This is a genomic window from Streptomyces sp. NBC_01166 (assembly GCF_045039765.1).
Lineage (GTDB): Bacteria > Actinomycetota > Actinomycetes > Streptomycetales > Streptomycetaceae > Streptomyces.
In genome coordinates this window covers 7,022,092-7,048,805 of record NZ_CP108613.1, presented here as the reverse complement: position 1 = coordinate 7,048,805, position 26,714 = coordinate 7,022,092, and the positions used below count along the sequence as shown (strand labels likewise).

Sequence of the window (26,714 nt, the reverse complement as noted above, 5' to 3'; positions counted from 1 at the left end):
ATGACGACACGTCAGGACAGGAAGTCGCGGCCGATCGCCTCGGCCGCGCGTTCCAGCAGGGGCCCGGCCTGTGCCATGCAGACGGCGGGGTCCGGTTCCAGCTCCGTCAGGGCGTAGGCACGGCGTATGCCCGCCTTGCCCAGGGCCTCCGGCGGCAGCGCGAGGCGTCCGCACACGGCGACGACCTCCACCCCCGCGGCACGCGCCGCGGCGGCGACGCCCGCCGGGGCCTTGCCGTGCAGGGTCTGCTCGTCGAGCGAGCCCTCGCCGGTGACGACCAGCGTGGCGCGGTCCAGAGCGGGGGCGAAGCCCAGGACGTCGAGCATGACCTCGATGCCGGGCCTGAAGCGCGCGCCCAGCGCGACCAGTGCGCCGTAGCCGATGCCTCCGGCGGCGCCCGCTCCGGGAAGCTCGGCGGTCTCGGGGCCCAGCACGGACGCGTAGTGGACGAGTGCCGCGTCGAGGACCGCGATGTCGTCCTCGGTGGCGCCCTTCTGCCGCCCGTAGACCTCGGGGGCGCCCTTCGGGCCGGTCAGCGGGTTGTCCACGTCGCTGGCCAGGATCAGGTCGATGTCCGCGAGCCGGGGGTCGAGCCCCGACAAGTCGGCCTCGGCCAGCTCGGCGAGCGCGCCGCCCCCGGGGCCGACGGGCTTGCCGTCGCCGTCCAGGAAGCGGGCTCCGAGCGCGGCGAGCATGCCCGCGCCGCCGTCCGTCGTGGCGCTGCCGCCGACGCCGAACACGATCGTCCGGGCGCCCGCGTCGAGCGCGGCCGCCAGCAGCTCCCCGGAGCCGTACGTGGTCGCCGTGAGCGGGGCGAACTCCCCCGCGGGGAGGTGCTGGAGGCCCGAGGCCTCGGCCATCTCCACCACTGCGGTGGTGCCGCGCACCGCGTACGCCCCCGTGACCCGGTCCCCCAGCGGCCCGGTCACCCGCGCCTCGCGGCGCTCGAATCCGGCGGCCACCGCCGCCGCGACCGTGCCGTCGCCGCCGTCCGCGACGGGCAGGGTCTCGACCCGCACCCCGGGCACGGCGCGCCGCAGCCCGGCCGTCACCCGCTCCGCGACCTCCACGGCCGTCAGCGAGCCCTTGAACTTGTCCGCCGCCACGAGCACGTGGGGGGTCTCCATCACTGCTCCGTCCGTCACCTTGCATCCCTTTGCTTTCGAACAGGCAGTCGCGCCGCCCCGACCTTATCCGGACCACCCCTGATCTGCCCATGGCTGTCCGAAACCACGTGACCGGCCCTGCGGCGCCGTCAGTCCAGGCAGAACTCGTTGCCCTCGGGGTCGGTCATCACGATGAAGCCGGCGCTCATCGGAGGAGCGGGCTCGTCGCGGCGTACCCGCGTCGCTCCCAGCGCGACGAGGCGTTCGCACTCGGCCTCCAGCGCCGCCATCCGCTCCTCTGCCTGGAGTCCGGGTGCCGCGCGGACGTCGAGGTGGACACGGTTCTTGGCGGTCTTGCCCTCCGGGACCTGCTGGAAGAACACGCGCGGGCCGTGCCCCTCGGGGTCCTCGATCGCCGATCTCGAGTTGCGCTGATCCTCCGGTACGCCGATCCGCGCGAGAAAGTCGTCCCAGGCGGCCAGGGGGTCGGCGCCCTCCGGCAGGTCGACCCCGGGCGGGCCGGGGTGGACGTAGCGCAGTACGTCGCGCCAGAAGGACGACAGCGCCCGCGGGTCGTGGGCGTCGAAGGTGACCTGGAAGTGGTGGCTCATCGGGTTGCTCCGTTCGTGGCGTGATGCGTGTGGAGGTAGAGGTCGCGCAGCAGGCAGACCTCGGACAGGTGGTGGATCAGCTCACGGTGGATGTGCAGCACCAGGTCTGCCATGGGCGCCTCGGGGTAGGGCTCCTTCTCGCCGACCGGGACCCGGAGTCCGGCGTCGCCGAGGCTCCGCACCCCTGCCAGCCAGACGTCGAGCTGCGTCTCGAGCTGGTCGAGCGCGGTGGCCGCGTCCCCTGCGTACTCCCAGCTCTCGTACGAGGCCGCCGGCGCGCCGAAGTGTGCCGCGTTCCGTGCGGCGAGGACGCCGACGATGACATGGCCGAGCCGCCAGGCGATCGTGGTGAAGGGCTCCGGGTCGGGCTGCGGGAAGGCGAAGTCGATCGTGAAGTCCCCGGCACCGGCCTGTACGGGTGCCGTCGAGGTGGAGCGCGGCCGCACGCTCCAGGCGTCCGGCACCGGCGACCAGACGTACTCGTCGTCGGTGAGGCCCTCCAGCCGGGCTCGGATCTGATGGTTCCAGTGGAACTCCCACTGCTCGCGCAACGTCCGGTTCCAGTCCATTTCGTCTGCCTTCATGGAACCACCCTGGCACCCCTGGAGGACAGGATCGGTCCGCCTTCTCTGGCAAGGTGAGCCATATGGGCGTGGCGGGCGGTGACGAGCGGAGCACGACGGAGCGGGTGCTCACCCTGCTCGGGCTGCTCCAGCAGCGCCACGTCTGGACCGGCCCCGAACTCGCGGACCGGCTCGGGGTCACACCGCGCACGGTGCGCCGCGATGTCGAACGGCTCCGCAAGCTCGGCTATCCGGTCCACGCGGGCCTGGGTGTCGGCGGCGGTTACCGGCTCGGCCCTGGGCAGGACCTGCCTCCGCTGCTCCTCGACGACGAGGAGGCGATCGCCACCGCCGTCTCGCTGCTCGCCGGCGCCGGTGGCGCGGTCGCCGGCGCCGGGGACGCGGCACTCCGGGCGCTGACCAAGCTCGACCGGGTGCTGCCCGCCCGGCTGCGGCACGAGGTGCGCGCGCTCTCCGGCTCGGTGGAGTTCTTCGACGGAGGCCGGGCGCCGGTCGACCCCGGGGCCCTGATGACCCTGGCCGGAGCCTGCCGCGACGAGGTCGAGGCAGGCTTCGGCTATCCCTCCGGGACCGGCGAGGTGCGACGGCGCCGGGTCGAGCCCTACCGACTGGTCGCGTCCGACCGCCGCTGGTATCTCCTCGCCTTCGACCTCGACCGCGACGACTGGCGCAGCTTCCGCGTCGACCGGATGACCGAGGTCTCCGCACGGACCTGGCGCTTCGCGCGGCGCACGGCGCCCGACGCGGCGGCGTATGTGCAGGAGGGGGTGGCGAGCCGGGTCTACGCCCATCAGGCCCGCTTCCTCGTACACGCGCCGGCCGGCACGGTGCGTGCGCAGATCCCCGCCTCGGCGGCCGTCGTGCGACCGCGGGAGAAGGAGCGCTGCGAGGTCCTGTGCGGCGCCGACGACCTCGACTTCGTGCTGATGCGGGTGCTCCTGCTGGGACATGGTTTCGAGGTGCTCGACCCTCCGGAGCTGGTGGAGCGGTGTCACGCACTCGCGGAGAGACTGCTGTCGGCCGGCACGACGGCACCAGTGGTGGCGCCTGACACGGAGGAGACCTGAGCCGTGCCCCCGCGGAAATACCGTCGCGGGTGCCGGGAGCCGTCCGTAGGCTCGGGCCATGACTCTCGTCGCGATCCTCAGCGGCGCCGGCATCTCCACGGACTCCGGCATCCCCGACTACCGCGGGCCCCAGGGCCTCTGGCGGAAGGACCCGGAGGCGGAGAAGCTCGTCACCTACGGCTTCTACATGTCCGATCCGGAGATCCGGCGCCGCTCCTGGCAGATGCGCCGCGCCGGCGCGACGTGGGGCGCCGAGCCGAACACCGCCCATCGCGCGGTGGCCGCGCTCGAACGGTCGGGCACCCCGGTCCGGGTGATCACCCAGAACATCGACGGACTGCACCAGCGGGCAGGGCTGTCCGCCCGCAAGGTCGTCGAACTCCACGGCACGGCGCACGAGGTGGTCTGCACCCGGTGCCACGCCCGGTCGGCCATGGCGGACGCACTGGCCCGGGTCGAGGCCGGCGAGGCGGACCCGCCGTGCACGGTCTGCGGCGGGATCCTGAAGCCGGCGACGGTGATGTTCGGCGAGCGCCTGGATCCTCGGGTGCTCGCCGACGCCATGGCGATCACCAAGGCCAGTCAGGTGTTCATCGCCGTGGGTACGACGCTCCAGGTGCAGCCCGCGGCCTCGCTGGCGGGGATCGCGGTGGAGCACGGGGCGCGGCTCGTCGTGGTGAACGCCGAGCCGACCCCGTACGACGACCTGGCCGAGGAGACCGTGCGCGAACCGATCGGGACGGCCCTGCCGGCGCTGCTGGAGCGGCTCTCCGCAGGGAGCGGCGCCCTCTGACCGCGGGCCGGTGGGCCGGTGGTGGACGTCGGGCCGGTCAGGAGAGCGGCTCGTGGTTCACCCAGACGACCTTGTAGGGGAATCGGGACTGCCAGCGCCGGATGAGCGCCTCGACTCCGGGCGCCGCGAACGAGGCGTCGAGTGCGTCGAGGTCGGCGAATCCGAACTGGACGACGGCCGTGGCGGCGAACACCGGACTGTGGTCGTCGGCGGGCACGCGGATGTGGCGCTGGGCCGCGAAGGTCAGGATCGTCCCGGAGTCACGCATCAGCTGTTCGATGTCCTTCAGGAATCGGTCGAGCTCGGCGTCCGGGACGGAGTCATCGAACGAGACGATCATCGTGTGGTGAATCATGCACCCATCGAACCCGTGCGGTGCCGGTGAAGTCCAAGACCTGTTGGTTCTTCGGCGATAACCTGGAGGCATGGTTGATCTGGAGACGCGGGAGCTCGAGTACTTCGTCGCGGTCGCCGAGGAGCTGCACTTCGGCCGTGCCGCCCAGCGTCTGTCGATCGCCCAGCCGGCGCTGTCGAAGGCGGTCCGACGCGTCGAGTCGCGCCTGGGCGTCCAGCTGCTCCTGCGCTCGAGCCGTCACGTCTCGCTCACGCCCGCCGGGGAGGCATTGCTGCACCACGGCCGCCACGCGCTCAACGCGGTCGCCGCCGCGTCCCGGAACGCACGCCGGGCCGGTGAGACCCGGGCCCACCTGCGGCTGGTGATCAAGGCGGGCGGCGATGCCGGCCTGCTGTCCGGCATCCTCGCCCGGTACTCCCTTCAGCCCGACGCTCGCCAGGTGGACATCCTGTTCGGCGGGGCCACCGACCGGGTCGAACGCCTGCATGACGGCCGGGCGGACGTGGCACTGCTCCACACGCCCTTCGACGACCTCACGGGCCTGGCGCACGAAACGCTGCACGTCGAGGGGCGCGTCGCGATCCTGCCCCGCGACCACCGCCTCGCCTCGCGCACCGAACTGCGCCTGAGGGACCTCGAACACGAGACGCTGCCGCGCTGGAGGGGAGTGTCCGACGGAGGGACCGGGCCGGAGATCGCCGATGTGGCGCAGATGATGCAGATGATCGTCCTCGGCCGGACGATCGCCGTGCTGCCGCGCTCGCTCGTCGAACCCGTCCCCCCGGGGGTGGTCTGCGTCCCCGTGACCGACGCACCGGCCAGTCACCTGGTCCTCGCCTGGCCGGAGACGGACCGCCGGCCACTCGTCGCCTCGTTCGTCGAGGCGGCGGTCGCCGCGGACCCTCCGCGGCGAGACGCGCCGACCGCGCACGGTCCGCTGCCGGAGTCCGCCCGGCAGGCGCTCAGTCCTCCAGCCCGGCCCGGATCCGGCGGGAAGGGCTGAAGGCGTACAGGTCCAGGATCTCCGGGGCGTCCGCGAGGCCGGGCCCGCCGGCCGCCGCCCAGGCGGCGATGTCGGCCACAGCATGCGGATCGTTGACCAGACCCAGCCAGACCGGCCGGCCGCCCGCCCGGCGACCCTCGGCCGAGGGCTGTACGACGATGACGTTGCCGTGCTCGCAGGCGTCCAGGCATTCCACCGCGCGCACGGTCGCGGCCGCGCCCGCGGACTGCCGTAGTTGCGCGAGCTGCCCGGCGTGGTCCACTCCCGGGATCTTCTCGGTGCCGCAGCAGCAGCCCCGGCAGACGCTCACCGTGGGCCGGGACGGGCCGGGCCCGGCGGCCTTGTGCGGTCGGCGGCTCATGCGGGTGTGCTCCCGGGGACTGCGTTGCTGATCATCGTAGGACTCTACCGAGCCGCTTCCCGGCAGCTCCGGTGAGGTAGTGTTGACGGCTGCGAAGGGGAGTAGCCCTGCAAACCGGTCGTCGACACACTGGAGCCTCCGGGTTCCCGGTGGCCGGGTTCGTGGATTTCCACGGGCGGGCGAGACCTTCGGTCAGGTATGACACGTCCGCGCCCTGCGGGCGTTGCCGTCATGCCGGGCCGAGTGGTCCTCCGAAAAGCCCGAGCGGCGCTTCGCGGAAGTCCCGGAGCCCGGCTCTCACAGAAGGCCACCCGGAATGCATCTCGACCCCCTGGCGATCCTCACCGCCTTCGGGCTGATCTTCCTCGCGGAGCTCCCCGACAAGACGATGTTCGCCTCGCTGGCCATGGGCACGCGTATGCGCCCGCTCTACGTCTGGTTCGGTACGTCGTCCGCGTTCATCGTGCACGTCGCCATCGCGGTCGGGGCGGGCGGTCTGATCGGCCTGCTGCCCGACTGGGTCGTCAAGGTGGTCTCGGCCGCCCTCTTCGCCTTCGGCGCGTTCATGCTGCTGCGCAGTGGTGGCGGTGACGACGACGAGGACGGGGAGATCAAGACCGTCACCGGCTTCTGGCCGGTCTACTCGACCGCCTTCATGGCGGTGTTCATCAGCGAGTGGGGCGACCTGACCCAGATCACCACCGCGAACCTCGCCGCGAGCAACGGCGCCTGGTCCACGGCCGTCGGGGCGGCTGTCGCCCTGATGTCGGTGTCGGCGCTGGCGCTGCTGGCCGGGCGGTTCATCGCCAAGCGGGTGCCGCTGAAGACGGTGCAGCGCATCGGCGGGCTGTGCATGCTCGGTCTGGCCATCTGGTCGGTCGTCGAGATCTTCACGGGCTGAGCGGCGCCCCGGGTACCGGGGTGAGCCGGGTGGCCGGATCTCCCGGCCACCCCGCTCAGAACAGGGCCGGCACCTCGCACTCCGCACCCCGCTCGAAGGCGAGCAGCCGCTGCTTTCGGTCCAGCCCGCCGCCGTACCCCGTCAGGCTCCCCGAGGCTCCGATGACGCGGTGGCAGGGCACGATGATCCCGACCGGATTCCTGCCGTTGGCGAGGCCCACCGCGCGGGACGCTCCGGGCCTGCCCAGGCGGTCGGCCAGTTCCCCGTAGGAGCGGGTCTCGCCGTACGGGATGCGTACGAGCTCGGACCACACGCCCCGCTGGAAGTCGGTGCCGTGCAGGCGCAGCGGGAGGTCGAACTCCTTCAGCTCGCCCGCGAAGTAGGCGTGCAACTGGCGGACGGTCTCGCCGAAGGGCCGCGCGTCGGGTACGCCGAAGGTCTCCTCGGGCGGGCGGTGCCGCTGCCCGGTCATGTAGAGACCGGACAGCACGCCGTCGGTCGCGACCAGGGTGAGCGCCCCGTACGGGCTGTCGACGACCGTGTGCTGCCTGGTCGATGTGGGTGTGGTCATGGTCGTCCTCAGGTGGGCAGGTGGTTGATGGGGTGGTCGTCGACGGTCCACAGATACTGCACCGCGTACGCCCGCCAGGGGCGCCACCGCGTGGCGGATGCGGTGAGGGCGGCGGGGGTGGCCGGGAGTCCGAGCTGTCCGGCCGCCCTGCGGATCCCGAGGTCGGTGGGGAGGAAGGCGTCCGGGTCCCCGAGGGCCCGCATGGCGATGACCTCGACCGTCCAGGGACCGAAGCCCGGCAGCGCGGCCAGTTCCGCGCGTGCCCTCTCCCAGTCGGTCCCCTCCCCCAGGTCCAGGGACCCTCCGGCGAGGGCGGCCACGAGGGTGGTGAGCGTCGCGCGGCGGCTGCGCGGCAGGGCGAGCGCCTCGGGGTCGAGCCCGGACAGTGCCTCAGGGGTCGGGAAGAGATGGGTCAGGCCGCCTTCGGGGTCCTCCACCGGGATCCCGTGGGCGCTGACCAGACGGGCCGCGTGGGTACGGGCGGCGGCCGTGGAGACCTGCTGGCCGAGCACCGCGCGTACGGCGAACTCCGCCGCGTCGACCGTGCGCGGCACCCGGCGTCCCGGGGCCGCGTCGACCAGCGGGGCGAGCAGCGGATCCGAGCGCAGCTGGCCGTCCACGGCGACCGGATCGGCGTCCAGGTCGAGGAGTCTGCGGCAGCGGCTGATGGCCTGGGTGAGATCGCGGGGATCGGTGAGGGAGAGCCGGCAGTCGATGTGGCCGGGCTGCGGGGACAGCGCCACGATGCCGTGGCCGTGCGGCAGGGTGAGGGTGCGGCGGTAGGCGCCGTCGCGCCATTCCTCGACGCCCGGGACGGCGGTGGCGGCGAGGTGGCCGAAGAGGTTGCTCGGGTTGAGCGGGGCCCGGTACGGGAGCCGGAGGGCGATGACCCCCGGGGCCACCGGCTTACGGGTCCCGCGTTCCGCCCGGGCGCGCAGTTCGCCCGGGGCGAGCGCGAAGACCTCCCGCACGGTGTCGTTGAACGTACGGATCGATGAGAACCCGGCCGCGAACGCGACCTCGGCCATGGGGAGCCCGGTCGTCTCGATGAGGACCCTTGCGGTCTGGGCGCGCTGGGACCTGGCCAGCGCGAGCGGGCCCGCGCCGAGCTCGGCGAGGAGCTGGCGCTCGACCTGCCGGGCGGAGTATCCGAGCCGGGCGGCCAGTCCCTGCACGCCCTCCCGGTCGACGACGCCGTCCTGGATGAGCCGCATGGCCCGGGCGACGGAGTCGGCGCGGGCGTTCCACTCCGGGGAGCCGGGGCTGGTGTCGGGCCGGCACCGCTTGCAGGCGCGGAAGCCGGCCTGCTGGCACGCGGCGGCGCTGGGGTAGAAGGTCATGTTCCGGGCCTTCGGCGCCACCACCGGGCAGCTGGGCCGGCAGTAGATCCGGGTGGTCAGGACCGCCGTGAAGAACCAGCCGTCGAAGCGGGCGTCTCTCGACCGTACGGCCCTCACGCAGCGCTCGGTGTCGGTGTGCATGGTCCAAGCATCGGCCACGGAGGGGCCGGTCGGCTGGCGGAAATCCGACATCGACCTCGCGCGGAAATCCGACACGGTTCCACGGCGCCGACGACTCCCCCGGCCGGATCCGTAGTTCAGATTCATGAACTTTGATCACGTACAGATCTATTGACGTGGTCACGACACGCACTTACGGTCCTAGAAAGCGCTTGCCCCCCACCCAGTGTGGCACCGGTGACGCGACCTGTTCAGAAACTCGAACAGATCGCCTTGTCGTATCCCCGGCCCGGCTTCCGGATCCGCGGCCCCGGCGCCCACCGGCCGGACGAACCAACCGACCTGGAGACGATCGATGCAGAAGAAGAAGTCCGTCATCGCGTGTATCAGCCTGCTTGCCGGATCCGCCCTCGCGCTTTCCGGCACCATGGCGCAGGCCACGTCCGCCCCCCACACGACCGCCGCGACCAGAACGGTCAGCGCCTCGGCTGCGGTGGCCGCCGGCGCCCTGTATGTGGCGCCCGACGGCAGTGACGACGCGGCGGGCACGGAGTCGGACCCGACCACGCTCGCCTCGGCGATCGGCCGCGTGACCTCCGGTGGGACGATCTACCTGCGCGGCGGGACGTACGAGCACTCCGAGACGGTCACCATCCCGCCGGGCAACGACGGCACGTCGAGTGCCCGCACGACGCTCGCCGCCTACCCGGACGAGACCCCCGTCCTCAACTTCGCCGCCATGAGCGAGGATCCGGCGAACCGCGGGCTCGCCGTGAACGGCGCGTACTGGCACATCGACGGCATCGTCGTCGAGCACGCCGGTGACAACGGGATCTTCGTCGGCGGCAGCAACAACGTCATCGAACATGTCGTGACGCGCTTCAACCACGACTCGGGCCTGCAGATCTCCCGGATCGCCTCCGACACCCCCGACGACGAGTGGCCTGCCGACAACCTCATCCTGAGCTCGGAGTCGCACGACAACGCGGACTCCGACGGTGAGGACGCCGACGGCTTCGCGTCGAAGCTCACCTCGGGCCCCGGCAACGTCTTCCGCTACACCGTGTCCCACAACAACATCGACGACGGATGGGACCTCTACACCAAGTCCGAGACGGGCCCGATCGGTCCTGTGACCATCGAGGACTCCCTCTCCTACGACAACGGCACCCTGTCCGACGGGACCGTGAACTCCGACGGCGACCGCAACGGCTACAAGCTCGGCGGTGACGACATCGAGGTGGACCACATCGTCCGGCGCAACATCGCCTACAACAACGGCCACCACGGATTCACCTACAACAGCAACCCCGGCTCCATGACGGTGTCGGGCAACGTCAGCATCGACAACGCCGAACGCAACTTCTCCTTCGACAAAGGCACTTCGGTGTTCCGTGACAACGTCTCCTGCCGCAGCGACGACGGCTCCAACGACAAGACGGTGGGCGACGCGGACAGCTCCAACCAGTTCTGGACCGGCTCGAACGGCTCGTCCTGCTCGGCGTACGCCGGTGCGATGGACTGGTCGTTCGCCTCGGACGGCTCCCTCGTCGTGACCTTCGGCGGCAACAAGGTGACGCCGTAACCGCAGCCACACCCGCGCCTCCGCCGGTCCGTCCGCCCTATCCGGACGGGCCGGCGGAGGCCGTCGGTCCGCCCACGGTGAGGTTTCGGTCACCTTGAAGCAATGAAACATCCCCGAAACGCGACGGCGCCCTCCGCGAAACGCGCGCCCGCGACCCTCTCTGGGCCGGACCCCACGCCGCCCCGAGGAGGAACCCCCCTTGACCCCCGTGACCCTGGCCTCGGCAGGCCTCGACACCGGCGACACCGCCTGGCTCCTCGCCGCCACCGCTCTCGTCCTGCTGATGACGCCGGGCCTGGCCCTGTTCTACGGCGGCATGGTCCGTACGAAGAGCGTCCTCAACATGCTGATGATGAGCTTCGTGTCGATCGCGCTGGTCACGGTCGTGTGGCTGGTCGCGGGCTATTCGCTGGCCTTCGGCGACGACACCTTCGCCGGGCTCGTCGGCGGCCTCGGCCACGTGGGCATGGTCGGTATCGGCCCCGACGACCTCACCGGCAGCGTCCCCACCCTGCTGTTCACCACCTTCCAGCTGACCTTCGCGATCCTCACCGCCGCGCTGATCAGCGGGGCGATCGCGGACCGTATGAAGTTCGCGGCGTGGCTGGTCTTCGTGCCGGTGTGGACCCTGCTCGTATACGTTCCCGTCGCCCACTGGGTATGGGGGCCCGGCGGTTGGATCAAGGACTCTCTCGGGGCCCTGGACTTCGCCGGCGGTCTCGTCGTGGAGATCACCTGCGGAGCGTCGGGCCTGGCCCTCGCCCTGGTGATCGGGCCCCGCATCGGCTTCAAGAAGGACGCGATGCGTCCGCACAACCTGCCGATGGTGATGCTCGGCGCGGGCCTGCTCTGGTTCGGCTGGCTCGGGTTCAACGGCGGCTCGGCGCTCGGCGCCAACGGCCTCGCCGCCGCCTCCGTCCTCAACACCCTGGTCGCCGGATGCACCGGGCTGCTCGGCTGGCTCTTCGTCGAACAGCGGCGCGACGGCCACCCGACCACCTTCGGTGCGGCCTCCGGGGTGGTCGCCGGCCTGGTCGCGATCACACCCGCCTGCGGGACCGTCGGGGTGCTCGGCGCGGCCGTCGTGGGACTCGCGGCCGGAGTCGTCTGCTCGTACGCCGTCGCGTGGAAGTTCCGGTTCGACTACGACGACTCCCTGGACGTCGTCGGTGTGCACTTCGTGGGAGGCGTCGTCGGCACGCTGCTCATAGGCCTGTTCGCGACGGCCACGATGACCGGGGGCGCGGAGGGTCTCCTCTACGGCGGCGGAGCGGGCCAGCTCGCCCGGCAGGCGGTCGCGGTGCTCGCCGTGGCCGCGTACACCTTCCTGGCGACGTACGGGATCGGCAAGGCGATCGACCGGCTGATGGGTGTGCGGGCGTCCGAGGAGGAGGAGCTCACGGGCCTGGACCAGACAGTGCACGCGGAGAGCGCCTACGATCACGGCGGCCTGGGTCACGCAGCCGCGCAGACCCCGGGCCACTCCGCACTTCTCTCCCAGGACAGGAGCACCGCCCCATGAAGCTCATCACCGCCGTCGTGAAGCCGCACCGCCTCGACGAGGTGAAGACCGCTCTGCAGGACCTCGGTGTGAACGGGCTGACGGTCACCGAGGCCAGCGGGTACGGGCGCCAGCACGGTCACACCGAGGTCTACCGGGGCGCCGAGTACCGGGTGGACCTGGTGCCCAAGATCCGTATAGAGGTCCTCGTCGAGGACGCGGACGCGGAGCCGGTGATCGAAGCGGTGGTCCGCGCCGCCCGCACCGGCAAGATCGGCGACGGCAAGGTGTGGGCGATGCCCGTGGAGACCGCTGTGCGGGTCCGCACGGGCGAGCGGGGTCCTGAGGCCCTCTAGTACCGTCCTGGCCATGACGACTGCCATGACCAGGACGGTCGATGACGTGAACGCCGGGAGCCTGCTGCGGGGCTGGCGCAAGCTGCGGGGTGTCACCCAGCTCGAACTGGCCCTCAAGGCCGACAGTTCCGCACGCCATATCAGTTTCATCGAGACCGGCCGGTCCACGCCGAGCCGGTCCATGGTGTTGCATCTGGCCGAGCACCTCGACGTTCCCGTACGGGACCGCAACGCGCTGCTCGTGGCCGCGGGTTACGCCCCCTCGTATCCGGAAACAGCGCTGACCGCACCGGCCATGACGACGTTGCGGGCCGGACTGGACCAGCTGCTGACCGCCTACGAACCCTTTCCCGCCCTGGTGATGGACGGGATGTACGACGTGGTGGCCGCGAACAAGGGCGTGCGGCTGCTGCTCGACGGGGTGGCCGGCCACCTGCTGCGGCCGCCCATGAACGCCATGCGTCTGACGCTGCACCCTCAGGGCCTGGCCCCGCGGATCCGCAACCTGGGCGAATGGCGTGGCCACCTCCTGGAACGGATGGAGCGGCAGGCCGCGCTGCGTTCCTCCGAAGCGCTGCGCGGCCTCTACGAGGAGGTGGCCGCCTATCCGGTCCCGGCCGGCGACACGTCTGCCGGCCCGGACGGGCGTACGGACGGGCGGGGCTCGGCGGCCCACCCGTACGCGCTGCCGCTCCGGATCGCGGCGGGCGGCCGGGTGCTGTCCTTCATCTCGACGGCGACGACCTTCAACACACCGATGGATGTGACCGTTGCCGAGTTGGCGGTCGAGACGTTCCTGCCCGCGGACACGGAGACCGCCGCCGCCCTTCAGGAGACCGGCTGAGGGAGAGGTCACGCCCCCGGCAGGCGGTCCAGGAAGCCGGCGACGCTGCTGATGCGGCCGTCGCCGGCGAGCGTGATCACGTCGAAGCCGGCGGCGGGAGCGGACCCGTCGGCGGTGGAGACCAGGTCCCATGTGAAGCGCACCAGGTTGTGGTGCGCGTCGGGCGTACCCGTGAGCTCGAACGCGAAGCCGGGGAACTGCTGGTGGGCGCCCGTGATCGCCGCAGCGATCCCCTCGTGCCCCTTCGCCTCACCCAACGGGTCGGTGTAGGTGCCCTCCTCGGTGAACGCGGCAGCGACTGCCTTGGCCAGATCCTCGGGGGTGGCAGCGTTCCAGGCGGTGAAGTAGCGCTCGACGGCGTCCTCGTGCATGGTCACAGCGGTGTCCTCTCGTCTCTGCGGGTGCACCGGACGGCGCGCCTGCGGCAAACGGCCGTGCTTCCCGCCTCACCGGCGGGCAGCCTGGCCGGACGGCGGCTCACCGTCGGTGTGCCGCCCTTCCTTGTGCTCCGCAGCCTGTCGCACTCGTCGCAGAGGGTCGATTACCGCTGAGGTAATCTCGGGGCGATATCGAGCGCCGGGGCTTCCTCCACCTGGCTGTTCGTCTGTCAGGGGGCCCGTGACCCGGGCAGAGTGCGGAGCGCCTTCTCCTGTCGCCGACGCCTGCCTGCCTGCCTGCCGAGAGGACCTCCCGTGGCCGTCGTTCCCCCTCACCGTGTGGCACTCCTCGGAGGCGGCTTCTCCATGGATGAGGACGGGCTGCTGGACGACTGGCTGCTCTCCCGTGCGGGCGTTGCCCGCCCGAAGGTGTGCTTCGTCCCCACGGCGAGCGGGGACGCGCCGGCCTATGTCGAGCAGTTCGAGAGAGCCTTCCGCTCGCGCCACTGCGAGCCCTCCGTACTGCCACTGTTCCGGAGGGAGTTGAACGACGCCGATCTGCGGACCTTTCTGCTCTCGCAGGACGTGGTGTACGTCGGCGGCGGCAACACCGCGAACCTGCTCGCGGTCTGGCGCGTGCACGGCGTGGACCAGCTGCTGCGGGAGGCGGCCGAGCGGGGCACGCTGCTGTGCGGGATCAGTGCCGGCGCCAACTGCTGGGCCGAGGGCTCGCACACCGACTCCTTCGGCCCGCTGACGTTCCTGCGGGACGGGCTCGGCCTGCTGCCCGGGTCGGTGTGTCCCCACTACGGCAGCGAACCGGGCCGCCGCCCCTCCTACCAGGACGCCGTCGCCACCGGCATGCTGCCGGCCGGGTGGGCGCTGGACGACGGCGTGGGCGTTCTCCTCACGGACGGACGCGTCCAGGAATCCGTCACCCGGGCCCCGGACTCGGGCCTGTACCGCGTGGAACGCGACGGGGACGGCCGTGCGAGCGAGCGGGCATGGCCGTGCCGCTTGCTCGGCCGTGGGTGACCGGGCCCGTCAGGCGTTCGCGTCGAGGTCCAGGGCGTACAGACGCGGCAGGTTGACCACGATCGCCTCCTGGGTGCTGCGGGCGATGACGACCACGGCCTCCTCGGTGGGGTCCGGGTTCTCCTCGCGGTGCGGCACGAACGGCGGGACGAAGATGTAGTCGCCGGGTGAGGTGCGCAGCCGCACCTCCTCCGGCTCGTCCCCCGAGTCGTCCAGGAAGACGAACTCCGGGTGTCCGCTGACCACATGGATGGCGGTCTCGGACTCGCCGTGATGGTGGTCGGAGGACGCGGTCGCGGGGGCGACGTGGGTCTGGCCCATCCAGAGTTTCTCGGAACCCACGGTCCTGCCGCTGACGGCACCGAATCTCCGCATGCCGCCGGTCTGGGCCGTGTCGCCGTCCAGCGCGTCCGCGCGGATGTGGTGCAGACGGGTGCGCAGGGGTGCCGCCGCGCGGCCCGGGGTTTCGTGGAGGTGAGGGTGGAACCCTTCTCCGGGGGTCGTCAACGGCTCGCTCATGGCAGGGACGTTAGGGCGGCGGCGAAAAGGATGTCAAGAGGTGTCCTTTGCCCTTCACCTGCGGCAATGTTCCCGCAATGTACGGCGCGACGCAGTCGGGGTAACGGCCGGAAGTGCCTCGCCCGCGGCGCACCGCCGGGGCATGATGTGCGCATGCATATCTCCGCGAAGGCGGACTACGCCACGCGCGCCCTTCTGGAGCTCGCGAGTGATCCCGGCCGTCCGCTCTCCTGCGAAGCCATCGCCTCCTCGCAGGAGATTCCGTTCAGGTTCTTGAAGTCCGTGGTGGGCGAGCTGCGCAGGGCCGGTCTGGTGCGCAGCCAGCGCGGCTGCGAGGGCGGTTACTGGCTCGGCAGACCTGCCGGGGAGATCGCCCTGCTGGATGTCGTGCGCGCCGTCGACGGTGAGCTGATCACCCTCCGGGGCGAGTCGCTCAGAGGGCTCGACTACCCGGGCCCCGCTGTGGGTCTGCCCGGGGTGTGGAGGCGGGTCGAGTCGGACGCCGCGGCGGTCCTCGGAGGGCTGACCCTGGCCTCGCTACTGCCCGCCGAGGCGCGCGAACAGCCGTCCGCGATCGGTGCCGCGTGACCGGCGGGCCGGACGCGCCGCCACTGGAGGTGGTGGAGTACACCGACCCGATGTGCCCCTGGGCCTGGGGGTCGGAGCCCGCCTTCCGCAGGCTGCGGACCGCGCTGGCCGGCCGGGTCCGCTGGCGGCGGGCGTACGCGATCCTCTTCGACGACGAGGACGACCCGGCACCCGATCCGGCAGCCGAAACCGCGTACTACGCGGGTTACGTCGAGAGGATCAGCGCGCACACCCGAGCCCCGCGGGCGGCCCGGCTGAGCCGCGTCGCGGCGAGCTCCTGGCCGTCGTCGCTCGTGGCCGGGGCCGCCGAGCTCCAGGGCGCCGACGTGGCCGAACGGGTCCTGCGGCGGCTTCGGGAGACCGTCTTCGTCCTGGGCGAGCCGGCGGACACCCTGGAGGCCGCGGTGGCCGCCGCGCGGGGCGTCCCGGGCCTGGACCCGGACCGGCTGAGGGCCGACGCGGCCTCGCCCGGCGTCCTGGAGCGGGTGCGCGCGGACCGGGCGGAGGCGCGGAGCCCGGTCCCCGAAGTCCTGTCCGTGCAGAGCGGATCGCCGCACCCCGGCACGGCCAAGGAGACCCCTGAGGGCGGGTACCGCTACGCGCTGCCGACGCTCCTGCTGCGCGCCCCGGCGGGCTACCGCGCGGTACCCGGTTGGCGGTCGTACGGGACGTACGCTGCGGCCGTCGACGAGCTCTGCCCGGGGCTCCTCGGCCTCTCCGCGCCGCTCTCCCCCGCCGAGGCACTGGAGCGGTACCGGAGCCTCACCGGACCGGACCGAGGCCTGCTGGCGGAGGGCGCGTGGCCTCCGCCGGGAGCGGTCCCCATGGAGACGGCGAACGGCCTCCTCTGGCTGCATCCCGACGAGGCGTCAGCGCACCCTGGTCTCGGCTGAGTTCGCTGCGGCACCGCCCTGAGCTGCGGTTGAGCCCCGTCCCGCTGAATGAGACACCAAAGGGTGTCCATTGACAGGCGAGGACGGCTGCCGCCAGGATGAGCCCATGCTCACGACGCACCCCGGTGTGGTGTGCCGCTACGTGGACCTGCGGCGCACCTCCAGCGCACTCTGTCGCTGACCGCCCACCACCCACGCCCCACAGGCGCTGCCTGACCTCTGTCGGCAGCACCGGCTGTCCGCCGGTCCGCTGATCCGCGCCTGTGCTCTCGCGCCGGCTTCCCGCCTTCCGTCGCGCCCTTCCGTCGCATCCCCGTCCGGGGCCGTGAGTTCCTCGACGCCCCCGCCCGGGCCCGCTCCTGCCCAGCCGTGCGCCGACGCCTCGACGACGCACGCCCGCACACGCGACGACGGTTCCGTGCGAGTGCCGCGCCTCCCTCCGCGCTCCCCCGCCTCCTCCTGCCCTGCTCCGGGCCGGGACTCATCAGAGAGAACGAGATGCCCGCACGACTCACGATCCGACGCCGACCGGACGCCCGGTCGGTCCGACAGGCGGGCGGCCTGAGGGTCGCTGCCCTCGGAACCGCCTTCATCGCCCTGCTCGTGCCGGCTCTGAGCGCCTGCGGCGGCAGCGCCTCGTCGTCGGCCGGCGGCGCCACCCTGAAATGGGCCTCCTCCTATTTCCCGAGCCACTGGGATCCGGTGGTGGGGGGAAGCGGCGCGCAGTTCCGCGAACTCGCGCTCGTATACGCCTCGTTGACGCGCACCGACGAGGAGGGAAAGGCGGTCCCGGACCTCGCCGAGAGCTGGGAGTACAACGAGAAGGGTGACCGGATCACCTTCCACGTGCGCCCCGGGCTGAAGTTCAGCGACGGTCAGCCGGTCGACGGCGCGGCCGTGAAGGCCGCGATCGAGCGGGCGCAGAAGCAGAAGAACTCCGCGCTCTTCGGCGACCTGACGTCCATCGGGTCGGTGAAGGCCGACGGGCTCGACGCCACGCTCGACCTCACCCAGGTCGACTACCAGATACCGCAGTTGCTCGGGGAGCGCGTCCTGCAGATAGCCAGCCCGAAGGCGGCCGCGAACCCCGCGAAGCTGGACCAGGCACCTGTCGGTGCCGGGCCGTTCGTCATCGACCAGCTGATCCCGGGCACCAAGGCGGTCCTGCGGAAGAACCCCGACTACTGGGACGCGAAGAACATCCACATCGACAACGTCGAGCTGGTCTCCGCACCCGATGCCTCCACCGTGGTCCCGGGTCTCCAGACCGGTGTCTACAACTTCGCCGACCTCGACCCGAGCCAGGCCTCCGCCGCCGAGAAGGCGGGCCTGGACGTGTTCTCCCAGCCCGGCTTCAACGCCTCCAACATCAGCCTGAACGTCAACAAGGCGCCGTTCGACGACGACAGGGTCGTCGACGCGCTCCGCTACGCGGTCAACCGCAAGGAGTTCGTCGACAAGCTGACGTTCGGTCATGGCGAGGCCACCGACCAGCCCTTCCCCAAGGGGTACGAGGCCTACGACACCGAGTCGGAGAACGCCTACCCGTACGACCCGGCGAAGTCGAAGAAGCTCCTGGCCGAGGCGGGCCACGGCCCCGGCGACATCAAGCTGAACCTGGTCATCCCGGCGGAGGATCCGCAGGCCGAGATCGTCCAGTCGCAGCTGGCGGCCGTGGGCATCAAGGTCACCATCAAGATCGACAAGAACTGGGCCACCCCCTTCTTCGCCAAGGACCTGGCCTTCTCCCTGTACTCGACGACGGGCCGCGACTCCGCGGTGCAGACCCTCACCGCCCACTTCGGCCCCAACGGCCCGCTGAACCTGAGCACTCCGTACGAACCGGAGGGCTTCAAGGAGGCCGTCGCCAAGGTCCGTCAGACGCCTCTGGACGCCCCCGACTACCGGCGGGTGCTCCAGGCGGCGACGCGTGCGGGCCTGGAGAGCAAGGCCCTGATCTTCACCTTCTCGTCGCCCAACCTCTTCGCCAAGAGCAAGGCGCTCTCCGGTCTGCCGAAGAACCCCGCCCACATCGACTGGACCGGCGTGAAGATCGCCGGCGACTCCTGACCGTCCCGTCCACCACTGCAGAAAGGGGGAGGAAGCCCCATGACGACGACCACACCGGAGCTCGCGCCCGAGCGCGGCACTCCTGAGCGCGGCCGGGTCGCCACGACCAGGACGCGGCATGCGGCGGGTCGGGTGGCTGCGGTCCTCGGCCGGTCGGTCGCGATCTTCGTGCCGGTGTTCCTGGTGGCGACCTTCGTGACGTTCGCGCTGCGGTCCATGAGCGGGCTCAGCCCGGCGCGCATCCAGCTGGGCGAGGAGGCGACCCCCGAGGCGATCCAGCGCGTCGAGGCCGAGTGGGGGCTCGACAAGCCCTTTTTGACCCAGTACTGGGACTGGTTCAGCGGGGTCCTGCACGGACAGCTCGGCACCAGCTGGGTCAACGGGGCCGACATCTCGACACTGATCGGGCTCGGCCTGGGGGTGAGCCTCTCGGTCGCGACCTTCGCGCTGGTCATCGGTGTGGTCGTGGGCTTCCTGCTCGGCACGGTGGCGGCGCTCCGGCGCACCACCGTCGTGGACCGGGCGATCACCGGATTCGTCACCGTGATCTCGGTGATGCCGGCCTTCGTGGTGGGCATCGTGCTGGTGGCGGTCCTCGCGGTGGGACTCGATCTGTTCCCCTCGGCCGGTTACATCCCGGCCGAACAGGGTGCCGGTCCCTGGCTCGCCCACATCACTCTCCCCGCACTCGCGCTGAGCTTCGACGTCATCGCCGACGTCGCCCGCCAGTTGCGGTCCAGCCTCATCGCGGCCTACGGCGAGAACTACGTGACGGGCGCGGTGGTCCGGGGCCTGAGCCCACGGCGGATCTTCTTCGCCCACGTCCTGCGAAACGGCCTGGGGCCCGCCCTCGCGACGGTCGGACAGAAGTTCCCGGCGCTGGTGGGTGCCTCCGTGGTCACGGAGTGGATCTTCGGTCTCCAGGGCTTCGGCCGGTTCGCCAACGACTCGGCCCAGGCCGGTGACGTGCCGGCGGTGCAGGGCGTGCTCGTGGTGTCGATCGTGCTGGTCGTCTCCTTCAACCTGATCATCAACCTGGTGCTGGCGCGTGTGATGCCGGCATCCCAGCGGGGGGTATGACGATGGTGCGCCGCGTCCTCTCACTCACATCCGGCCGGATCGCCGTGGTGATCCTGGTGCTGGTCGCCCTGCTCGCCGTCTGCGGCCCCTGGCTCGCCCCGCAGGATCCCCTGGCCACCAGCGACAACACGCTCGCATCGGCCTCGGGCGCCCATTGGCTGGGGACGGACTACCTGGGCCGTGACGTGTTCAGCCGCCTCCTGGACGGGTCACGGATCAGCGTGCTCGGGTCCCTGGAGGTCGCGCTGACGGCCCTCGTCGTCGGTGCGGTCCCCGGCATCCTGTCGGTCTACTCGGGCCGGGTCTTCGAATGGCTGACCCTCCGTCTGGCCGACACCCTGGTCGCCCTGCCGTTCATGCTGTTCGCCATCGCCGTGATCGCGCTGCTCGGCAACGGAATCACGCAGGCCATGCTCGTCACGGGCGCACTGGTCTCACCGCTCTTCTACCGGGTGTCGCGCGCGGCGACGCTGGCCGTGGCCCGCTCGCCGTACGTGGAGGCCGCGATCGTCTCCGGCGCCTCGGTCGGCTGGATCGTACGCCGCCACGTATGGGTCAAGGTGCTCCCGCCGATCGCGGTGGCGCTCGCCCAGACCATCGGCGTGGGCTTCGTCATCGTCTCCAGCCTGACCTTCCTCGGCATCGGAGTGCAGCCCCCCGCTCCCACCTGGGGCGGTCTGCTCGCCTCCGACCTGGGCTACCTCAGCCACCAGCCCTGGGCGCCGGTGGCGCCCGCCCTGCTGATCATGGTCACCGTCTGGGCGTGCAACCTGCTCGCCGACGCCATCCGCGACGTCTCCGGTGAGGCGGGCCGCGCCCTGGTCAACCGGCGCAAGGCCCGGGCCCGCACCGGCACATCCGCCCCCGTCCCCGTGGGAGGCTCCCGATGAGGACCCTGTCCCAGAACACCGTCCCCGACCGCACCGAGGAGTCGGCGCCCGCCGGGGCCGCGAATCCGGCCGCCCCCGCCGCTCCCCCGGTGATCGCCGTCCGCGACGTGCACATCACCGACCGGGTCACCGGCCGGGAGATCGTCCACGGCGTCGGCTTCGGGCTCACCCCCGGCAAGGCGGTCGGCATCGTCGGCGAATCCGGCAGCGGCAAGACCCTGACCTGCCGGGCCGTCCTCGGGATCCTGCCCCCGCACTTCGAGGTCTCCGGCGGTTCGGTCGAGATCGACGGCACCGACATCGCGACCCTGACGCCCCGGCAGTGGACCGCCCTGCGCGGCACCACGATCGGTGCCGTCTTCCAGGACCCGGCGTCGTATCTCAACCCTTCGATCCGCGTGGGGGCCCAGATCGCCGAGGTCATCCGCGTCAAGAAGGGCGTGAAGCGGCGCGAGGCGCGCCGGCAGGCCCTCGGTCTCCTCAGGGCCGTACGCCTGCGGGACCCGGAGCTGGTCTACGGCCAGTACACCTACGAGCTGTCGGGGGGCATGCTCCAGCGCGTCCTGATCGCGGCGGCCGTGGCCGTCGAGCCGCGGGCCCTCATCGCCGACGAGGCCACGACGGCCCTCGACGTCACGGTCCAGGCCGAGATCCTCGACCTGCTGGCCGAACTGCGCGAGCGCACCGGCCTGGCGCTCGTCGTCGTCTCCCACGACCTGGCCGTCGTCGCCCAGTTGTGCGACGAGGTCCTGGTCATGCGGCAGGGCGAGGTGGTGGAGCAGGGCCCGACGCGGTCGGTGCTGCACGATCCGCGACACGCGTACACCCGGCTGCTGATGGCCGAGCACGAGCAGTACGGCCTGGACAAGTTCCTGACCCCGAAGGACCCGAAGGACCCGAAGGACCTGGAGAACCCGGAGGACCCCGGGAGCCCGGAGAGCCCGGAGAACCCCCGGAACCCGGAGGCCGCGGGCACCCCGAAGGACCCCGAAGACCCCGAGGAGGCGTCATGACCACCACGTCGCCGGAAGCCAGGACCGCGGGCCGGGAGGAGGAGGCACCCTCCCCCGTCCTCGCCGTCGAGGGTCTCGACGTGCGCTACGGCCGGGGACGCCGCGGCCGGAACGCCCTGCGAGGGGTCTCGCTGAGCGTCGCACCCGGGGAGACCGTCGGCGTCATCGGCGAGACGGGCTCCGGGAAGTCCACGCTGGCCCGCGCCGTGCTCGGCCTCGTGCGCGCCTCGGCCGGCTCGATCCGGGTCGGCGGCGAGGAGGTGACCGGTTACGGCAACCGCCGCTGGCGCGCCCTGCGCCGCCGGGGCATCGTCCAGTACGTCTTCCAGGACCCGCTGCGCAGCCTCGACCCGGACCTCACCGTCGAGGACTCCCTGACCGAACCGCTGCTCATCCAGGGGGTGTCGCGTAGGGAGGCGGTGGAACGGGCCCGCGCGTTCCTCGACCGGGTCCACCTCTCCGCGGAGCTGCTCGGGCGGCTGCCCGGCGAGCTCTCCGGCGGCCAGCGCCAGCGTGTCGCCGTGGCCCGCGCCCTGGTCACGGAGCCCGCCCTGGTCATCCTCGACGAGCCCGTCAGTGCCCTGGACTCCGCCAACCGCGTACAGGTCCTGGAGATCCTCAAGGAGCTCCGCGCCGCCGGGACTTCCCTCGTCTTCATCTCCCACGACCTCGGTTCCATCGCCGGGACCGCAGACCGCATCGCCGTTCTCTACAGGGGGGAGCTCGTCGAGGTGGGCTCCGCCCGTGACGTCATCAACCACCCGCGGCACGTGTACACGCGGCTGCTCGTCGGCTCCGCACCGACGCTGCACTCGCGGACCGCCGACCGCTCCGGGCGAGAGGCCCTGCGCGCACAGCTGAGCGGCTGACCGCAGCGCGCCTCCGCACATCCCCGCACCACCGAGAGGAACACCCATGTCCCGCAGGATCCATCTCGCACTACACCCGTACGGCGTCGGGGGTCCCGGCCAGCACGGTCTGTGGAAGGACCCGCTCGTCGCGAAGAACGCCAGCATCGACATCAACTACTACATCCAGCAGGCCCAGGCGGCCGAACACGCTCTCTTCGACGCGCTGTTCGTCGTCGACAGCCAGTTCATCAACTCCACCTACCCGTCGCACTACCTGAACCGGCTGGAACCGCTCACCCTGCTCTCCGCCGTCGCCACCCACACCAAGCACCTCGGCCTGGTCGGCACGGCGAGCTCGACGTACAACTCCCCGTTCAACCTGGCCCGCCGGTTCGCCTCCCTGGACCACATCAGCGGCGGACGCGCCGGCTGGAACGTGGTGACCAGCTTCGACACCGGCACGTCGAAGAACTACGGGCTCGACGAACACCTCGACTACGCCACCCGGTACGGCCGCGCCCTGGAGTTCGTCCAGGTCGCCCGCGGGCTCTGGGACTCCTACGAGGACGACGCCTTCCCCGCCGACGTGGAGCGCGACGTCTTCCTCGACCCGTCCAGGCTGCACGCGCTGGACCATGTCGGGGAGCACTTCAAGGTCGCAGGTCCGCTCAACATCTCCCGCTCGGCGCAGGGGCAGCCGGTCATCTTCCAGGCCGGGGTCTCCGCCGAGGGCCGCGACCTCGCCGCGCGCGTCGCCGAGGGCATCTACGCACCGGGCGGCACGCTGGAGTCCGCGCAGGAGTACTACGCCGACATCAAGAAGCGCACCGCGGCCTACGGACGCGACCCCGACCACATCAAGGTCTTCATCCACGGCGGCCCGATCGTCGGCGCGACCGACGAGGAGGCCCGGCGCCGGGAACGGGAGATCTTCGAGGAGGACAACGACTTCGCGAGCAACCTCGCGCTCCTGGGCCGGTCCTTCGGCGCGTACGACTTCGGCGTGCACGACCTGGACGCGCCGTTCCCCGACGTCGCCCACCTCGCGGAGAAGGGTGGCCGTACGGGCGCCGGGAAGATCATCGAGCGCGCCAGGGCGGAGAACCTGACTTTGCGTCAGGTGGCCGAGTCCGTGAACGCGTTCCGCCGCTCGCCGTTCGTCGGGGCTCCGGAGACCGTCGCCGACACCATCGAGAAGTGGTCGGACGCCGGCACGCTGGACGGCATCAACCTGGCGTTCCGGAACAACGACGACCTCCACCGCTTCGTCGACGGAGTCGTGCCGCTCCTGCAGAAGCGCGGCCTGTTCCGGACCGAGTACGAGGCGGACACCCTGCGCGGCAACCTCGGGCTGCCCGTCCCCGCGAACCGCCACACCGCCGAGCGCGAGCTCGCGAACGACTGACGCGGTCCGCGCACCCCCTGAACAGGCACGCACACGGAGGATCCAGATGACCGAGTACACCGACCACCACGCCCCCGAGGGACTTCGCACGCGCGGCACCCTCCTCGTGGTGCCCGGCCGGGGCGAGACCCGGGCGACCTACACCCGGCTCGGCAGGCGGCTGGCCGCCGACGCCTACCGCGTCCGTGTGGTCGACGCACCCGAGCTCGACGAGGGCGACCCGGCCGGTTCGCTGACCCGCTTCGGCGCCCGAATCGCCGCCGCGGCCGAGGGCTCGGGCGAGGACGGCGTCGTACGCCCCCTCGTGCTGGTGGGAGCGGACAGCGGAGCCGTCGCCGTCGCGGCGCTGATCGGCCGGGAGGACGTACCGTCCGCCGCCCGGCCGGACGCCGTCGTCCTGGCGGGGCTCCCCTCCGGCGGGGCCGCCTCCGTCGGCGGGTGGGAGGACGAGCTCGACGTGCGTACCGCCTGCCCCGCACACAGGGGCACGCTCACCGAGGACACCGGGCTCCGGCGCGGGGCGCTCGACGAAGCGGTGCCGGAGGCCCTGCTCGCGGCGGCGTACGCCGGTGACATCGGTGTTCCCGCACTGCTCCTGACCGGCGACGCCGACCCGCTCGCGGACCGTGAGGCACTCGTGCGTACGGCGAAGTCCCTTCCGCGGGCCCGCCTGTCGGTGGTGCGGGACGCCCACCACGACGTCCTCAACGACATGCAGCACCGCTCGGTGGCCGCGGAGATCGTCACCTTCCTGGAGACCCTGCGCAACGAACTGGTGCCGGTCGTCACCGTCGATTCGAGCGCGTGGTGAGCGCCGCCGCCCTCGGCCATGTCCAACGCCACCGGCGTTCCTGACCCGTAGAGAAAGGCTCCCCATGGCAACCATCCTGTCCGTCTCCGGCAGTCCCTCCGCCACCTCCCGCACGGCACGGCTCCTGCGCCACCTGGACGACCGGCTCCGGGACCAGGGCCACGACGTGACGCCGCTGGACGTGCGCACACTGCCGGCCGAGGCACTGCTGGGCGCCGACTTCCGGCACCCGGCCGTCGTCGAGGCCACGGCGCTCTTCGAGAAGGCGGACGGGGTGGTCATAGGCACCCCCGTCTACAAGGCCGCCTACTCGGGCCTGCTGAAGACGCTGCTGGACCTGCTGCCGCAGTACGCGCTGGCCGGCAAGACCGTGCTGCCGCTGGCCACCGGGGGCAGCACGGCCCATGTGCTGGCGATCGACTACGCGCTGCGCCCGGTGCTCAGCTCCATGGGCGCGGCGCACATCGTCCCGGGCTGGTTCACCCTCGACAAGGACCTCACCGCCGGCGAGAACGGCACCCTGAGCGTCGCGCCGGGCTCGGCGGAGGCTCTCGCCCAGGTCACCGACACCTTCTCCCGTCTGCTCGGCGGGCGTACGGCGGTGCTGGCACCCACGGGCTGAGCCACCGCCGGCCCCCGTCACCTCGCCCGCAGCCGCCGCCACACCGCCTTCGCCGCGTGGTGCCCCGACATGCCGTGCACACCGGGGCCGGGCGGGGTGGCCGACGAGCAGAGGAAGACCGCGGGGTGCGCGGTGGCGTACGGCACGCGGGCGAGCTTGGGGCGGAGCACCGTCTGCAGCCCGGCGAACGCCCCGGTGGCGATGTCGCCGCCGACGTAGTTGGCGTTGCGTACGGCGAGACGGGGCGGTCCGGCTACGGCGCGGGCGAGGACCAGGTCGCGGAACCCGGGGGCGAAGCGCTCCAGCTGACGCTCGATGACCTCGGTGGCGTCGCCCTCCCAGCCGGACGGGACATGCCCGTACACCCAGAAGACATGGCGGCCCTCGGGGGCGCGGGTCGGGTCGACGATGCTGGGCTGCGCGGTGATCAGGAAGGGGACGTCCGGGTCGCGGCCGGCCACGGCGGCGCGCAGGGCGGCGTCGATCTCGGCTGCGGAGGGGCCGACATGGACCGTGCCCGCGCGCCGGGCCTCCTCGGCCGTCCACGGCACCGGTCCCGACAGCGCGTAGTCGATCTTGAAGCAGGAGGGCCCGTAGCGGTAGTGGTCGTAGGCGCCGCCGAGTCCGGCGATCCGGGCGAGCGCGGTCGGTGAGGTGTCGAAGACGTAGGCACGGGCGGGCGGGAGCTCGTCGAGGCGTTTGACCTCGATGCCCGTGCGGATGGTGCCGCCCTGTTCGCGCAGGAAGGCGGCGAGGGCGTCCGAGATGGCTTGCGAGCCGCCGCGCGGCACAGGCCAGCCGTTCTCGTGCGCCGCGAGCGCGAAGAGCAGTGCGATCCCGCCGGTCGCGAGGCCGCCTGCGGGCGCGATGGCGTGCCCCGCGAGACCCGCGAGCAGACCGCGCGCCTTCTCCCCCTTGAAACGCCGGGAGAGCAGCGTGGCCGGCTGGACGGCGTCCAGCCCGAAGCGGGCCCAGCGGTACGGATCCTGGGGCAGGCCGTCCCACGGGGTGCGCAGGAAGTCCGCGGCGAGGGTGTCCCAGTGGCCGGTGAAGGGCGCGACCAGCCTGCGGTAGGCGCCCGCGTCCTCCGGGCCGAGCGACATGGCCGTCTCCCCGACGGACCCGGTGAGCACCGCGGCGGAACCGTCCGGGAACGGATGGGCGAGCGAGAGCGGCGCCTGAAGCCATTCGAGGCCGTGCCGGGCGAGCGGCATCGCCCGGAAGGCGGGGGAACCGATGCCCAGCGGGTGCACGGCGGAACAGGGGTCGTGGCGGAAGCCGGGAAGGGTCAGCTCCTCGGTGCGGGCACCACCCCCGACGGTCTCCCCGGCCTCGAACACCTCCACGGCGAAACCGCGGCGGGCCAGCTCGACAGCGGCTGTCAGCCCGTTCGGGCCCGCCCCCACGACGACGGCATCCAGCATCGACGGCACCTTCGGACTCCTTTGTCAGCCGGTGGCCA

At 71.8% G+C, this 26,714-nt stretch carries 29 protein-coding genes; 19 read left to right on the top strand and 10 right to left on the bottom strand.

Features of this window, described 5'->3' with window-relative positions:
* Nucleotides 1–11: 11 nt before the first annotated feature.
* The 3 genes from OG379_RS31900 to OG379_RS31890 form a co-directional block, all read right to left on the bottom strand.
* On the bottom strand, nt 12–1,127 hold the full coding sequence (locus OG379_RS31900; RefSeq protein WP_405666522.1) for a glycerate kinase: 1,116 nt from the start codon (nt 1,125–1,127) through the stop codon (nt 12–14).
* Nucleotides 1,128–1,255: 128 nt separating this feature from the next.
* Complete coding sequence (locus tag OG379_RS31895) at nt 1,256–1,717, bottom strand: VOC family protein (protein WP_405666520.1); 462 nt, start codon at nt 1,715–1,717, stop codon at nt 1,256–1,258.
* The gene (locus OG379_RS31890; protein WP_405666518.1) at nt 1,714–2,301 is read right to left on the bottom strand and encodes a DinB family protein; all 588 of its coding nucleotides are present in this window, start codon (nt 2,299–2,301) and stop codon (nt 1,714–1,716) included. Before OG379_RS31890 ends, OG379_RS31895 begins: the two co-directional genes overlap by 4 nt.
* A 62-nt stretch (nt 2,302–2,363) precedes the next feature.
* Between OG379_RS31890 and OG379_RS31885 the strand changes: the two genes are divergently transcribed.
* The gene (locus OG379_RS31885) at nt 2,364–3,368 is read left to right on the top strand and encodes a helix-turn-helix transcriptional regulator (protein WP_405666516.1); all 1,005 of its coding nucleotides are present in this window, start codon (nt 2,364–2,366) and stop codon (nt 3,366–3,368) included.
* 58 nt (nt 3,369–3,426) lie between these two features.
* Nucleotides 3,427–4,161: an SIR2 family NAD-dependent protein deacylase gene (locus OG379_RS31880; protein ID WP_405666514.1), complete on the top strand. Its 735-nt coding sequence runs from the start codon at nt 3,427–3,429 to the stop codon at nt 4,159–4,161.
* Nucleotides 4,162–4,198: 37 nt separating this feature from the next.
* Here the strand turns inward: OG379_RS31880 and OG379_RS31875 are convergent, their stop codons facing one another.
* Nucleotides 4,199–4,516, bottom strand: coding sequence for a hypothetical protein (locus tag OG379_RS31875; RefSeq protein WP_393766375.1), 318 nt, complete (start codon nt 4,514–4,516; stop codon nt 4,199–4,201).
* Nucleotides 4,517–4,586: 70 nt separating this feature from the next.
* Between OG379_RS31875 and OG379_RS31870 the strand changes: the two genes are divergently transcribed.
* A complete protein-coding gene (locus tag OG379_RS31870; RefSeq protein WP_405666512.1) occupies nt 4,587–5,519 on the top strand; it encodes a LysR family transcriptional regulator in 933 nt (310 codons plus the stop codon).
* On the opposite strand, the gene OG379_RS31865 is transcribed toward OG379_RS31870, so the two are convergent.
* Entirely contained in the window at nt 5,479–5,880 is a 402-nt protein-coding gene (locus tag OG379_RS31865; protein WP_393766377.1) for a (2Fe-2S) ferredoxin domain-containing protein, read from the bottom strand. The genes OG379_RS31870 and OG379_RS31865 overlap by 41 nt on opposite strands.
* A 316-nt stretch (nt 5,881–6,196) precedes the next feature.
* On the opposite strand from OG379_RS31865, the gene OG379_RS31860 reads away from it, so the two are divergent.
* Nucleotides 6,197–6,781 (top strand): TMEM165/GDT1 family protein, encoded by a 585-nt coding sequence (locus tag OG379_RS31860; protein WP_405666510.1) that lies wholly within the window; start codon nt 6,197–6,199, stop codon nt 6,779–6,781.
* Nucleotides 6,782–6,836: 55 nt separating this feature from the next.
* Here the strand turns inward: OG379_RS31860 and OG379_RS31855 are convergent, their stop codons facing one another.
* Together OG379_RS31855 and OG379_RS31850 are read right to left on the bottom strand one after the other, a co-directional pair.
* A complete protein-coding gene (locus OG379_RS31855; protein WP_393766379.1) occupies nt 6,837–7,352 on the bottom strand; it encodes a methylated-DNA--[protein]-cysteine S-methyltransferase in 516 nt (171 codons plus the stop codon).
* 8 nt (nt 7,353–7,360) lie between these two features.
* Entirely contained in the window at nt 7,361–8,833 is a 1,473-nt protein-coding gene (locus OG379_RS31850) for an AlkA N-terminal domain-containing protein (RefSeq protein ID WP_405666508.1), read from the bottom strand.
* Between the two features lie 334 nt (nt 8,834–9,167).
* Here OG379_RS31850 and OG379_RS31845 point away from each other — a divergent pair, with 334 nt between their 5' ends.
* The 4 genes from OG379_RS31845 (at nt 9,168) to OG379_RS31830 (ending at nt 13,098) form a co-directional block, all read left to right on the top strand.
* Complete coding sequence (locus OG379_RS31845) at nt 9,168–10,397, top strand: right-handed parallel beta-helix repeat-containing protein (protein WP_405666506.1); 1,230 nt, start codon at nt 9,168–9,170, stop codon at nt 10,395–10,397.
* A 199-nt stretch (nt 10,398–10,596) separates the two neighbouring features.
* Entirely contained in the window at nt 10,597–11,919 is a 1,323-nt protein-coding gene (locus OG379_RS31840) for an ammonium transporter (RefSeq protein ID WP_393766382.1), read from the top strand.
* Nucleotides 11,916–12,254: a P-II family nitrogen regulator gene (locus OG379_RS31835; RefSeq protein WP_073748732.1), complete on the top strand. Its 339-nt coding sequence runs from the start codon at nt 11,916–11,918 to the stop codon at nt 12,252–12,254. Before OG379_RS31840 ends, OG379_RS31835 begins: the two co-directional genes overlap by 4 nt.
* 25 nt (nt 12,255–12,279) lie before the next feature.
* Nucleotides 12,280–13,098 (top strand): helix-turn-helix domain-containing protein, encoded by an 819-nt coding sequence (locus tag OG379_RS31830; RefSeq protein WP_405668723.1) that lies wholly within the window; start codon nt 12,280–12,282, stop codon nt 13,096–13,098.
* 8 nt (nt 13,099–13,106) lie between these two features.
* Here OG379_RS31830 and OG379_RS31825 read toward each other — a convergent pair whose 3' ends face one another.
* Entirely contained in the window at nt 13,107–13,475 is a 369-nt protein-coding gene (locus tag OG379_RS31825) for a nuclear transport factor 2 family protein (protein WP_405666505.1), read from the bottom strand.
* 339 nt (nt 13,476–13,814) lie between these two features.
* Here OG379_RS31825 and OG379_RS31820 point away from each other — a divergent pair, with 339 nt between their 5' ends.
* Nucleotides 13,815–14,510 (top strand): Type 1 glutamine amidotransferase-like domain-containing protein, encoded by a 696-nt coding sequence (locus tag OG379_RS31820; RefSeq protein ID WP_405666503.1) that lies wholly within the window; start codon nt 13,815–13,817, stop codon nt 14,508–14,510.
* A 9-nt stretch (nt 14,511–14,519) separates the two neighbouring features.
* On the opposite strand, the gene OG379_RS31815 is transcribed toward OG379_RS31820, so the two are convergent.
* A complete protein-coding gene (locus OG379_RS31815) occupies nt 14,520–15,029 on the bottom strand; it encodes a cupin domain-containing protein (protein WP_393766385.1) in 510 nt (169 codons plus the stop codon).
* Between the two features lie 153 nt (nt 15,030–15,182).
* Here OG379_RS31815 and OG379_RS31810 point away from each other — a divergent pair, with 153 nt between their 5' ends.
* The 10 genes from OG379_RS31810 to ssuE all read left to right on the top strand — a co-directional run bounded on the left by OG379_RS31810 (nt 15,183) and on the right by ssuE (nt 25,252).
* The gene (locus OG379_RS31810) at nt 15,183–15,617 is read left to right on the top strand and encodes an RrF2 family transcriptional regulator (protein ID WP_393766386.1); all 435 of its coding nucleotides are present in this window, start codon (nt 15,183–15,185) and stop codon (nt 15,615–15,617) included.
* Between the two features lie 50 nt (nt 15,618–15,667).
* The gene (locus OG379_RS31805; protein ID WP_405668721.1) at nt 15,668–16,510 is read left to right on the top strand and encodes a DsbA family protein; all 843 of its coding nucleotides are present in this window, start codon (nt 15,668–15,670) and stop codon (nt 16,508–16,510) included.
* Between the two features lie 498 nt (nt 16,511–17,008).
* On the top strand, nt 17,009–18,580 hold the full coding sequence (locus tag OG379_RS31800; RefSeq protein ID WP_405666502.1) for an ABC transporter substrate-binding protein: 1,572 nt from the start codon (nt 17,009–17,011) through the stop codon (nt 18,578–18,580).
* Between the two features lie 39 nt (nt 18,581–18,619).
* Complete coding sequence (locus tag OG379_RS31795; RefSeq protein ID WP_405666501.1) at nt 18,620–19,660, top strand: ABC transporter permease; 1,041 nt, start codon at nt 18,620–18,622, stop codon at nt 19,658–19,660.
* Between the two features lie 2 nt (nt 19,661–19,662).
* Nucleotides 19,663–20,550: an ABC transporter permease gene (locus OG379_RS31790; protein ID WP_405666499.1), complete on the top strand. Its 888-nt coding sequence runs from the start codon at nt 19,663–19,665 to the stop codon at nt 20,548–20,550.
* Nucleotides 20,547–21,563: an ATP-binding cassette domain-containing protein gene (locus tag OG379_RS31785; protein ID WP_405666497.1), complete on the top strand. Its 1,017-nt coding sequence runs from the start codon at nt 20,547–20,549 to the stop codon at nt 21,561–21,563. Before OG379_RS31790 ends, OG379_RS31785 begins: the two co-directional genes overlap by 4 nt.
* A complete protein-coding gene (locus OG379_RS31780) occupies nt 21,560–22,432 on the top strand; it encodes an ABC transporter ATP-binding protein (protein ID WP_405666495.1) in 873 nt (290 codons plus the stop codon). Before OG379_RS31785 ends, OG379_RS31780 begins: the two co-directional genes overlap by 4 nt.
* Before the next feature lie 46 nt (nt 22,433–22,478).
* A complete protein-coding gene (locus OG379_RS31775; RefSeq protein ID WP_405666493.1) occupies nt 22,479–23,819 on the top strand; it encodes an NtaA/DmoA family FMN-dependent monooxygenase in 1,341 nt (446 codons plus the stop codon).
* 46 nt (nt 23,820–23,865) lie between these two features.
* Complete coding sequence (locus OG379_RS31770; RefSeq protein ID WP_405666491.1) at nt 23,866–24,630, top strand: alpha/beta hydrolase; 765 nt, start codon at nt 23,866–23,868, stop codon at nt 24,628–24,630.
* A gap of 64 nt (nt 24,631–24,694) precedes the next feature.
* On the top strand, nt 24,695–25,252 hold the full coding sequence (gene ssuE, locus OG379_RS31765; protein ID WP_405666489.1) for an NADPH-dependent FMN reductase: 558 nt from the start codon (nt 24,695–24,697) through the stop codon (nt 25,250–25,252).
* A gap of 17 nt (nt 25,253–25,269) precedes the next feature.
* On the opposite strand, the gene OG379_RS31760 is transcribed toward ssuE, so the two are convergent.
* On the bottom strand, nt 25,270–26,685 hold the full coding sequence (locus tag OG379_RS31760) for a phytoene desaturase family protein (protein ID WP_405666488.1): 1,416 nt from the start codon (nt 26,683–26,685) through the stop codon (nt 25,270–25,272).
* Nucleotides 26,686–26,714 lie beyond the last annotated feature (29 nt).